Origin of the sequence: Rhodoplanes sp., assembly GCF_013377085.1 — a bacterium.
Lineage (GTDB): Bacteria > Pseudomonadota > Alphaproteobacteria > Rhizobiales > Xanthobacteraceae > Rhodoplanes.
The window spans coordinates 83,420-94,369 of the sequence record NZ_JACAAX010000022.1 but is presented as its reverse complement, the minus strand read 5'-3'; the positions used below and the strand labels follow the sequence as shown (position 1 = coordinate 94,369).

Genomic DNA, 10,950 nt, shown 5'->3' with positions numbered 1-10,950 from the left:
GAACAGGAGCGCCCAAGGCACCGGGCGGGCGGGCGCGGCCGGCTCGAGCGGAAGAGCGGCCTCCTCGGTCGCCGCCGCAGCCGCCGACATGGCGGCGGCCGGGGCCGCGACAGGCGCCGCAGCCACGGGAGGCGACGCGGTCATGCTGGCGAACGGCCGACGCGGAGTCTCGCGCAGCAGCTCCCGCGGCGGCTCGCGGCGCGGCGTATCGGCGGCCGGGGCCGGCCCGATCATCACATTGGGATCGTCCAGGCTGAACGCGGCGGGACGACGGGATTCGGCGGGGCTGCTCATTGAAATCGATCTCCGATGAGAAACTGCAGCACGCGGTCGAGGCGGATATGGGGCAGGGTCGGCAATCCGTCCACGGTACGCTCGATCCGGGGCGGCCGGAAGCGCAGGAAACGGAATTCCGCCTCCTCCAGCGCGCCGGCCGTGAGACCCTGGAAGCCGGTATTGCCGACGTCGAAGACCCGTTCGGGGTCGGCCGGCAGGTCTCCCGGGAACAGAGCGATCTCGCGCTCGCCGTCGAACAGGTGGCCGACGGCGCGCTCGCCGGCGACCGGCACGCCGACGATGGCGGGCAATTCGTCGCCATTGCTGCGCACCCGTGCCTCGCGGGTCGCCCGCACGGCGGCCAGCGCCACCACGTCGGTCTCGGCGCCGGCATAGCGGGCGCGGCCGGCGGCCCGCTCGATCATCCGGGTCAGGATCGCCTCCAGGCGGTCGTGGCTGACCTGGTGGAGATGGTCGGCCTTGGTGGCGGCGAACAGCACCCGGTCGACCCGCGGGCTGATCAGTGACGACAGCAAGGTCTTCCGGCCGACCTGGAAGCAGTCGAGAATGGCCGAGAGAGCAAATTCGAGGTCGCGCACCGCCGCCGGTCCGGCATTCAGGGCGGCGAGCACGTCGACCAGCACGATCTGGCGGTCGAGCCTCGCGAAATGATCGCGGAAGAACGGCTTGACCACGATGTCCTTGTAGGCGTCGTAGCGCCGCTTCATCATCGCCCAGAGCGAGCCTTCGGGCGGCGCCGCCTCGGCCGGCAGCGCCAGCGGCGCAAACGTCAGGGCCGGCGAGCCGGCGAGATCGCCGGGCAGCAGGAAGCGCCCGGGCGGCAGCAGGCTCAGGGCCCAGCGCTCCTCGCGGCAGCTTCTCAGATACTCGGTGAAGAGCTGGGCGGCCGTGATGGCGGCCTGCTCGTCGGCCGGACCGCTGGCGTCCAGCGTGGCGTTGTAGGCGTGCCAGGACGCCGCCAGCATGGCGCGCGGGCCGGAATGCGACAGCGCCAGGCTCTCCTTGGCCCACTGCTCGTAGGTCTTGGCGAGCAGCGGCAGGTCGAGCAGCCACTCGCCCGGATAGTCGACGATGTCGAGCGTCAGCGTGCGGGGCTGGCCGTCCTTGCCCTTGTGCTCGATCACCACCCGCAGCTCGCTGATCTGCCGGGTCGACTCCGGCCAGATGCGATCGCCGATCAGGGCCCGCGCATGGCTCTCGTACTCGAAGCGCGGCACCGCGTCGTCCGGCTGCGGCGCCAGATAGGCGCGCAGGATGGCGTCGTCGGCCGCCGGCGTGAACACCGGGAAGCGGCCGCCGCGGGCGAGCCCGTGTACCAGCGCGGTGATGAAGACGGTCTTGCCGGCCCGCGACAGGCCGGTCACGCCGATCCGCACCGTGGGGCGGACCAGGTTCTCGCCGTAGTCGGCGATCGCCCTGGCCGCAAGGCGCGCCCGATCGACCAGGTCAGAAACGAAAGAAGCCATGATTGCAACGACTTAAACAAATGCCCGGGCCCCGATCGGACCCGTCGCATCACCCATAATCCGCACGCTGCGCCGCCACAAGCGCGAAGCGCCGGCATGACCGAAACATCAGCCTTTCGGGCCCGACCCGCGGCCGGCCCGGCGACGCCGCAGCATTGATTCGCCAACTTCCGCTTGTTACGTAGCAGGAACAGTGCCGTCGCGCGATTGGGCTCGCCGCGGACACACAAAAAGGATGCCCATGGAAACGCCTTCCGATGCCGCCATTCGTGCGCGCAGCGCCAGCAAATTGTTTCTCGACGGCACCGTCGTCGCCTTCCGCCAGCTCGAGCTCGACGTCCGCAGGCAGGAGATCCTGTGCATCGTCGGCCCGAGCGGCTGCGGCAAGACGACCTTCCTGCGCTGCATCGCCGGCCTGATCGACCTCAGCGCCGGCGAGATCCTGGTGTTCGGGCGCCGCGTCGCCGGGCCGCCCGAGAAGGTCGCCATGGTGTTCCAGCATTTCGGCCTGCTGCCGTGGAAGACCGTCTACCAGAATGCCGCCTTCGGGCTCGCCATGGCGGGCGCCTCGCAGGACACGATCCGCGACCGCGTCGGCCACTATCTCGAGCTCGCCGGCCTCACCGGCTTCGAGCGGCACTATCCGTATCAGCTCTCCGGCGGCATGCAGCAGCGCGTCGGGCTGGTGCGGGCGCTCGCCATCAATCCGGCGATCCTGCTGATGGACGAGCCCTTCGCGGCGCTCGACGCCCAGACCCGGGAGATTCTGCAGAACGAGCTTTTGGAGCTGATGGAGCGCCCGGACGAGCGCAAGACCATGGTGTTCATCACTCATTCGATCGACGAGGCGATCCTGCTCGGCGACCGGGTGGCCGTGATGACGGCCCGTCCGGGCCGCATCAAGGAGGTCCTGGACATGCCGTTCGGCCGGCCGCGCGATCCCGAGGCGGTCCGGTCCGATCCCCGCTTCGCCGAGCTGCGCGCCCATATCTGGCACCAGCTCCACACCGCCCCGCGGCGGCCGGCGAAAACCCGCGAGGTGGCGTGATGACGGCGCAATCGGCCGACCCGAGCATCACCCCCGCCGCCCTCGACGACAGCGCCGAGCACGAAAACGTCGACCGCGAAAGCGCCCGCAAGGCGGCGTCGGTGCGGCGCTGGCGCCGGACCGCCGAGAACCTCGGCATCCGCATCGCCTCGCTGACCATCGTGCTGGGCCTGTGGGAATTTTTTGGCGCCAGCGCCGACCCGGCGCTGTTCACCACGCCGTCGGCCATCGCGCGGGCCGCCGTCACCATGATCGGCAGCGGCGAACTGTGGAACTACCTCTGGCCGAGCCTGGTCGTGCTGTTTCTCGGCCTGACCACGGCGGCGGTCGCCGGTGTCGCGGTCGGCTTGCTGCTGGCGCGCTTCCGGGTGCTCGACGTGGCGCTCGGCGTCTACATCACGTTCCTGTACTCGACGCCCAGCGTCGCCCTCGTCCCGCTGATCGTGCTGTGGGCCGGCTTCGAGACCACGGCCAAGGTGATCATCCTGTTCCTGTTCGCCTTCTTCCCGATGGCGATCAACACCTATCAGGGCGTCAAGAACGTCGATCCGCGGCTGATCGAGGTCGGCCGCGCCTTCCGCTGCAGCGAGCGCCAGCTCTGGACCAACATCATCCTGCCCGGCGCCCTGCCCTTCATCGTCACCGGCCTGCGGCTCGCCGTCGGCCGCGGCCTGATCGGCATGGTGCTGGCCGATCTCTACACGGCGATCTCCGGCATCGGCTACCTGATCGTGCGCACCGCCAGCACCTATCAGGTCGACAAGATGTTCGTGCCGATCGTGACGCTCGGCGTGCTCGGTGTCACGCTGACGGCGCTCTTGCGCCTGCTCGAGCTGAAGGTCGCGCCGTGGACGGCCGCCCGCGACCAGGACTGAGTCTTTCGATCCAGGGGTTTCGGCCGACGGGCCGAAACCGAAACGTTGATCCGCCCCCTGACGTCGCGGCCGCCGATCTCGCGGCCGCCCCGCCTGCCGAACCATCAAGAACAACAAACGCCCACCCACAGGAAACGCCCAGGACGCGCCCATGACGCTCACGCCCATGCCGATCACGCCCAGACTCTGCCGTTCCGTTGCCATGCTCGGCGCCGCCGGGATCGCCGGCCTCGCCGTGGCTTTCGCCGCCTCACCCGCCGCCGCCCAGGCGCAAAACTGCCCGCAGGGGCTTCGAAAGATCAATGTCGGAGTGGCGGTGGCGCCGCCCAATGTGGTGCACACGGCGCCCTTCGTGGCGAAGGCGCTCGGCTTCTTCGCCAAGCGCTGCGTCGACGCCAACATCATCCAGTTCGACGGTGGCGCCGCCGGCACCTCGGTGACGGCGGTGGGCCAGGGTACGGCGATCTCCAACCTGCCCGACGTCGCCATCGCGCAAGGCCTGAAGGCGCGCCAGATCTGGGGCCTCGCGCCGCGCCCGCCGCAGGCCTTCGTGGTGACGGCCGAGATCAAGACCGCCGCCGATCTCAAGGGCAAGCGGCTGAGCGCCGCCGGCGGCGTCGGCGGCTTCAACTGGCTGATGGGCCGCGAGGTGTTGCGCAAGGCGGGGCTCGCGGTCGCCGATGCGCAGTTCGTCTCGCAGGGCACGGCCGGCCGCCTTCCCGGCTTCGTCGCCGGCCAGATCGACGGGGTCGTGCTGCATCCGGAGGACGTCTATCTGGTGCAGAAGCAGAAGCCGGGCGCCCACGTGATGTCGACGATCGCCGACCTGCTGCCGAGCCTCGCCTTCAATCACTACGGCGCCGCCGACAGCCTGATCGCCAAGGACCGGCCGCTGCTGGTCGACACGGTCGCCGCCATGATCGAGGCGAACCGCGCCATCTACCGCGACAGGGACAAGGTGGTGCCCATCATCGTCGAGGCCACCGGCAAGCCGCGCGACGCGGTGGAGTTCGCCATCGACTCGATCACCCAGGCCTGCGTCCTCTCGGTCAACCAGGGTTTCGTGCGCGAGCGGACCGAGTGGACCCACCAGAACACCGTCGACAACGGCGATCTCGACGCGGCCAGGAAGCTGACCTTCGACCGCATCGTCGACATGTCGATCGCCGACGACGCCGTGAAGGCGGCCGGCGGCCCGGTGACTATCGGCGCCTGCAAGGATTGAAATTGCCGAGACTGAACCGGCTCACGATCGAGCAACAACGATATTCGAGGGGTGCCCATGTCCAGCAACACCACGACGACACCGAGCAAGTTTCTGCCCTGGGACGAGCTGAGCAAGCGGCTCGACCAGGGCCAGCCGTTCAACACCATGCGCGACACGCCGTACTATCGCGACGCCGTGTACGAGCAGTTCTCCAAGCAGGAATACGCCCGCCGCTACGCGGCCCTGCGGACAAAAATGCAGGAGCTCGGGCTCGACTGCATGATCGTGCCGGGCGGCCCGAGCCACTGGAGTTTCGGCGGCGGCATGCTGTGGCTGACCGGCCATTGGGAGTGGCACGCGCTGTGCTGCTACGTCGTGGTGCCGCGTGAGGGCGAGCCGACACTGGTCTACTCGATGGGCGGGACGCACGCCGAGTCGGTGCGTCGCGAAACGTCGGCGGCACTCTCCGACGTGCGCGGCAGCCGGGGCGGCCGCTACGCCGAGGTGATGGCCGAGCGCATCCACGAGCTCGGACTCGCCAAGGGCCGCATCGGCCTGATGGAGATCGACCCGCGCCACAAGGACCACCTGCCGATCAACCAGTACAACACCCTGAAGGAGAAGCTGCCCGAGGCCGAGATCGTCTTCACCCACGGGGTACTGCACGAGCTCTTGTCGATCCACAGTGCGGAAGAGCTGGACTGCGTGCGAAAAGCCGGCGCGCTGTGCGAGGCGGCGATGCGGGCGATCGCGAACCGCGCCGCGCCGGGCGTCACCGAGTACCAGCTCAAGGCGGCGGCCGCCTCGGCGATCCTGGAGGGCGGCGGCGACATCGACTTCTTGATCATCGGCACGACCCCGATGGCCGACCCCGCCATGGTGTTCGGCAATCCGCGCCCCTCCGGACGAAAGCTGCAGAGGGGCGACATCATCAACATGGAGCTGGCCGCCGGCTACCGCGGCTACACGGCCCAGATCGGCTCGCCGATCTGCCTCGGGCCGCCGACCGACATGGTGAAGCGGTTCTGGGAGGACATCACCCTGCCCTGCTTCGCCCGCATGGCGGAGGCCATCGCGCCCGGCGTCCCGTTGGAGAAGATCCGCGAGATCGGCGGCGTCTTCCGCGACAAGGGGGTGCAGTCGCGGCCGATCCACGCCCACGGCATCGACCTGATCACCGATGGCCCGCATGTCTACACGGAGCGTGTCGAGGCCGAGCCGTTCGAGCAGGCGTTCAAGCCCGGCATGGTGTTCATGGCCGAGCCGAACCCGATCTCGGCGGACGGCCGGTTCGGCATTTTTCTCGGACATACCTTCATCGTGACCGCGAGCGGCCACGACTGCGTCGACGGGCTTCCCTGGGAGCTGATCTCAGTCTAGGACACTTCCAGACAGAGCTGGTCTCGTCCCCGGCCCGGTTCGGCGCGCGCCCGGACCCGACCGGGGTGAAGGCCGCCCCCATGGAGACCCCGATCCATGTCCGCCAAATTCCTGCCCGTTCTCGGTCTGTGCCTTGATAAACGTCAAGGCAGCCTGACAGCACCCGTTGTCAACTCCACTAACCACGTGGTATTCTCGCGTTTCGCCGACCGTTGATCGGGGGAGTCAATTCTATGGGATACAACACTTATTTCACCGACGCGTTGAATCGGCTGCATGACGAGCGTCGCTATCGGGTGTTCGCCCACCTCGAACGGTTGGCCGGCCGCTTCCCGCGGGCGATCCGCCATACGCCGGAAGGGCCCCGCGACGTCATCGTGTGGTGCTCGAACGACTATCTCGGCATGGGCCAGCACCCGAAGGTGATCGGCGCCATGGTCGAGACCGCGACGCGCATGGGCGCCGGCGCAGGCGGCACCCGCAACATCGCCGGCAACAATCATCCGCTGGTTCTGCTGGAGAACGAGCTCGCCGACCTCCACCAGAAGGAGGCGGGGCTGGTGTTCACGTCCGGCTACGTGTCCAACGACGCCGGCATCTCGACCCTCGCCAAGCTGTTGCCCGAGTGCCTGATCCTCTCGGACGCGCTCAACCACAACTCGATGATCACCGGCGTGCGCAATGCCGGCACCGACAAGGTGGTGTGGCGCCACAACGACGTCGAGCACCTCGAGGAGCTGCTCAAGAAGGCCGGCAAGGAGCGCGCCAAGCTGATCGTCTTCGAGGGCCTCTACTCGATGGACGGCGACGTCTCGCCGATCGGGAAAATCTGCGACCTCGCCGAGAAGTACAACGCGATGACCTATATCGACGAGGTCCACGCGGTCGGCATGTACGGGGCGCGCGGCGGCGGCCAGGCCGAGATCCAGGGCGAGATGGCCCGCATCGACGTGATCGAGGGCACGCTGGCCAAGGCCTTCGGCTGCCTCGGCGGCTACATCACCGGCACCCATGCGATGGTCGACGCGGTGCGCTCCTATGCGCCGGGCTTCATCTTCACGACCGCGCTGCCGCCGGCCATCTGCGCCGCCGCGACCGCCGCGATCCGCCACCTCAAGACCTCGACCTGGGAGCGCGAGCGCCACCAGGACCGGGCCGCCCAGGTGAAGGCTGTCCTGTCGGCCTCCGGGCTGCCGGTGATGCCGACCGACACCCACATCGTGCCGGTGTTCGTCGGCGACGCCGAGAAGTGCAAGGCCGCGACCGACATGCTGCTCGAGGAGCACGGCATCTACATCCAGCCGATCAACTACCCGACCGTTCCGGTGGGCACCGAGCGCCTGCGCATCACGCCCTCGCCCTATCACGAGGATGCGATGATCCACGCGCTGGCCGAGGCGCTGGTGGAGGTGTGGGACCGGCTCCAGCTTCCGCTCAAGTCGCGGGCCATGGCGGCCGAATAAGCCGCGCGTTCCGTTCGACCTGGACGACTTGCGCGGGCCCCGGCCCGCGCATTTTCGTTTATAGGAAGCAGATCGTCCCCAGTCGGATCACCAATCTCATGTCGATCGAAGCCCGCCTGACCGAGCTCGGCCTGGTGCTGCCGCCGGCGCCGACGCTGCCGCCCGGCACCGTGCTGCCGTTCCGTTTCGTCCGCGTGGTCGGCCGGCGCGCCGCGATCTCGGGCCACGGCCCGGTGCTGCCGGACGGCCGGCTGTGGTCGCTGCCCGGCCGGGTCGGCGACCCGATCACGGTCGAGCAGGCCACCGAGGCGGCGCGCCTCACCGGCCTCGCCATCCTGGCGAGCCTGCACCGCGAGCTCGGCAGCCTCGACCGCGTCACCGCCTGGGTGCGCGCCTTCGGCATGGTGACGAGCGCGCCGGGCTTCCAGGCCATGCCGGCCGTCATCAACGGCTTCTCCGACCTGATCCTGGCCGTGTTCGGGCCGGAGCGCGGCCAGCACGCCCGTTCCGCCGTCGGCGTCGCCGCGCTGCCGTTCGGCATTCCGGTCGAGATCGAGGCCGAGGTGGAGATCGACTGAAGGCGCGCCGCGTCAGGGAGTCTGGGGCGGCGGCGCCTTCTTCTGCGCGGCCGCGGGCGGAAGCTGGTCGTCGTCCATGATGGCGCGCCAGGCGGCGCCGTCGAGGTCGTCGTACTGGCCGGTCTTGAGCGACCACAGGAAGGCGCCGAGCCCCAGGAGTCCGAGCGAGAGCGCCAGCGGCACCAGATAGACCAGGACTTCCATGGCGCCTCTCCTCACGCTTTCGGCGCCCTCGCGCGCGAAGCGGGGGCTTCGCAGGCGCCGTCGCTCATATGGTGCGGGGGCGCCCGGACGCCAGACCGGGATCCCCACCCGCCGACCGGGGCTTGGCCCGCAGGGCGTTGAGGATCACCAGCATGGACGAACCCGACATCGCCACCGCGGCGACCAGCGGCGTCGCCAAGCCGGCGATCGCCACCGGCACCGCGATCGCATTGTACACCACCGCGAGCCACAGGTTCTCGTGCATGATCCGGCGCGCCCGGCGGGTGATGTCGAGCGCGGCCGCAACCGGCTGCAGGCGGTCGCCGAGGAAGACGGCGTCGGAGGCCGACTGGGTGAGATGCGCCGCCGTGACGGGCGACAGCGACACGTCGGCGGCGGCGAGCGCCGGGGCGTCGTTGATGCCGTCGCCGACCATCAGGACCTTTCGGCCGGCGGCGCGCAACGCCTCGATGCGGGCGATCTTGTCGGCCGGGGTCGCGGCGGCCCGTACCTCGGTGACGCCGAGTTGGCGCGCCACATGACCGACCGCCGCCTCGCGGTCGCCGGACAGAAGCTCCACGGCAAGCCCCCGCGCCCGCAGCCCGGCCAGCACAGCGGTCGCGTCCTCGCGCAGACGCTGGCGCACGGAAAAGACCGTGACGGCCGCGCCGTCCCGGAAGACGATCACCGACGCCTCCGGATCGGCCGCGGCGACGCGCGTCGCCTCCGCCTCGGCGCCGCACCAGGACGGCCGGCCGAGCCGAACCTCGCGGACGAGTCCGTCGTCGCCGTCGACGATGGCGCTCACGCCCTGCCCCGGCTCCTCGCTCGCGTCGTCGAGCGGCGCCGTCGCCCCGGCCGCGCGCGCGATGGCGGCGGCGAGCGGATGGCGGCTCGCCAGCGCGAGGCGGCCGGCGAGCGCCAGCGTTTCAGGGCTGACCCGACCCGCGTCGACCAGCTCCGGCTCCGGCAGCGTCAGCGTGCCGGTCTTGTCGAACACCACCGTGTCGACGCTGGCGAGCCGCTCGATGGCATCGCCCGATGCGAGCAGCACGCCGGCGCGGAACAACGCGCCCGAGGCGACCACCTGGACGGCCGGAATGGCGAGCCCGAGCGCGCACGGGCAGGTGATGATCAAGACCGCGATCGCCGTGACGACGGCGTCGTGCCAGGTGGCGCCGAGCGCCACCCAGCCCAGCATGGTGACGATCGCCGTGAGATGGACGACCGGCGCATAGAGCCGCGCCGCGCGCTCGGCGAGCCGGACATAATGCGAGCGCGCCTCGACGGCGTGGTCGAGGAGCCGCGTGACCTCGTCGAGCAGCGTGCCGCGATCGGCCGCGCCGACCCGCACCCGCAGCGTGCCGTTGACGTTGAGGGTGCCGGCATAGACCAGCGTGCCGCGCTCGGCCGACACGTGGGCGGTCTCGCCCGTCACCAGGCTCTGGTCGATCTCGGAGCGGCCGTCCTCGACCTCGCCGTCGACCGCGATGCGCTCGCCGGGCCGCACCAGCACGAGATCTCCGGGCCGGATCGCCGCCACCGGCACCTCGCTGATCTCGTCGGCGCTGATGAACTTCACCGCGGTCTCGGCCTTGAGGGCGGCGAGGTTCGCCGCGACCGCCCGGGTGCGACGGCGCATGTTCTGGTCGAGCCAGCGGCCCGCCAGCAGGAAGGCGAGCAGCATCACGGCCGAATCGAAATAGGCGTGCTCGGCGTGGTGCAGCGTCTCGAACACCGACAGGGCGAGCGCCAGCACCACGCCGAGCGTGATCGGCACGTCCATGTTGAGGCGGCCGGCCAGCACGGCGCGGGTCGCCGAGCGGAAGAAGGGCTGGCCCGCATAGGCGACCGCCGGCAGCGCGATGAGGGCCGACAGCCAGTGGAAGAAGTCGCGCTGCTCCGGCGTGATGTCACTGACATTGCCGGACCACACCGAGACCGACAGCAGCATGACATTCATGGCCGCAAACGCCGCGACACCGAGGCAGCGCAGCAGGAAGCGCGCCTCCTGCTGCTCCTCGGATTCCATTCTTCGCGCGTCGTACGGATAGGCCTTGTAGCCCAGATCCCGGAGGCGCCCGACCACGGCGACAGGGTCGACGCCGTCGGCCTGCCACTCGATGGCGACCCGGCCGCTGGTGAGATTCGCGCGCGCATTCGTGACGTTCGGCAACGCGCCGAGGCCGCCCTCGATCTCGAACATGCAGGCCGCGCAGGTCATGCCCTCGACCGCGAGGTTGAGGCGGGCGCGGCCGTCGTCGAAGCGCTCGACGAAATGGGTGAGATCGGGGGTCTCGGTCATGTCACTCTCGGTCATCGCCGGGCTCGACACGGCGATCCATCCAGTGAAAAGACGGCGTCATTCGAAGCGCGATGGATGCGCGGGTCAAGCCCGCGCATGACGGCTTCGGGCGCAAACGCGCATGCGG

The 10,950-nt window shown here is 69.8% G+C and carries 9 protein-coding genes and 1 pseudogene; 6 read left to right on the top strand and 4 right to left on the bottom strand.

All coding sequences use genetic code 11. From position 1 onward, the window contains the following. Window positions 1-294, bottom strand: a pseudogene (locus HXX10_RS16520) (hypothetical protein); the annotation flags it as partial. Then, on the bottom strand, window positions 291-1,763 hold the full coding sequence (locus HXX10_RS16515; protein ID WP_296523862.1) for a YcjX family protein: 1,473 nt from the start codon (window positions 1,761-1,763) through the stop codon (window positions 291-293). The gene HXX10_RS16515 and the pseudogene HXX10_RS16520, both read right to left, overlap by 4 nt. Before the next feature lie 241 nt (window positions 1,764-2,004). On the opposite strand from HXX10_RS16515, the gene HXX10_RS16510 reads away from it, so the two are divergent. The 6 genes from HXX10_RS16510 to HXX10_RS16485 all read left to right on the top strand — a co-directional run bounded on the left by HXX10_RS16510 (window position 2,005) and on the right by HXX10_RS16485 (window position 8,314). Then, on the top strand, window positions 2,005-2,811 hold the full coding sequence (locus HXX10_RS16510) for an ABC transporter ATP-binding protein (RefSeq protein WP_296523861.1): 807 nt from the start codon (window positions 2,005-2,007) through the stop codon (window positions 2,809-2,811). Beyond that, a complete protein-coding gene (locus HXX10_RS16505) occupies window positions 2,811-3,686 on the top strand; it encodes an ABC transporter permease (protein ID WP_296523860.1) in 876 nt (291 codons plus the stop codon). The genes HXX10_RS16510 and HXX10_RS16505 overlap by 1 nt, the downstream gene beginning before the upstream one ends. Window positions 3,687-3,837: 151 nt before the next feature. After that, complete coding sequence (locus tag HXX10_RS16500) at window positions 3,838-4,911, top strand: ABC transporter substrate-binding protein (RefSeq protein ID WP_296523859.1); 1,074 nt, start codon at window positions 3,838-3,840, stop codon at window positions 4,909-4,911. Window positions 4,912-4,968: 57 nt separating this feature from the next. Continuing rightward, entirely contained in the window at window positions 4,969-6,273 is a 1,305-nt protein-coding gene (locus HXX10_RS16495) for a Xaa-Pro peptidase family protein (RefSeq protein WP_296523858.1), read from the top strand. Window positions 6,274-6,506: 233 nt separating this feature from the next. Beyond that, window positions 6,507-7,736 carry a 5-aminolevulinate synthase gene (gene hemA, locus HXX10_RS16490; RefSeq protein ID WP_296523857.1) on the top strand — a complete coding sequence of 410 codons (1,230 nt, stop codon included), beginning with the start codon at window positions 6,507-6,509 and terminating at the stop codon, window positions 7,734-7,736. A 98-nt stretch (window positions 7,737-7,834) separates the two neighbouring features. Beyond that, complete coding sequence (locus HXX10_RS16485) at window positions 7,835-8,314, top strand: RidA family protein (RefSeq protein WP_296523856.1); 480 nt, start codon at window positions 7,835-7,837, stop codon at window positions 8,312-8,314. Between the two features lie 12 nt (window positions 8,315-8,326). On the opposite strand, the gene ccoS is transcribed toward HXX10_RS16485, so the two are convergent. Both ccoS and HXX10_RS16475 read right to left on the bottom strand, forming a co-directional pair. After that, the gene (gene ccoS, locus HXX10_RS16480) at window positions 8,327-8,518 is read right to left on the bottom strand and encodes a cbb3-type cytochrome oxidase assembly protein CcoS (RefSeq protein WP_296523855.1); all 192 of its coding nucleotides are present in this window, start codon (window positions 8,516-8,518) and stop codon (window positions 8,327-8,329) included. Between the two features lie 64 nt (window positions 8,519-8,582). Further along, entirely contained in the window at window positions 8,583-10,823 is a 2,241-nt protein-coding gene (locus HXX10_RS16475; protein ID WP_296523854.1) for a heavy metal translocating P-type ATPase, read from the bottom strand. Window positions 10,824-10,950 lie beyond the last annotated feature (127 nt).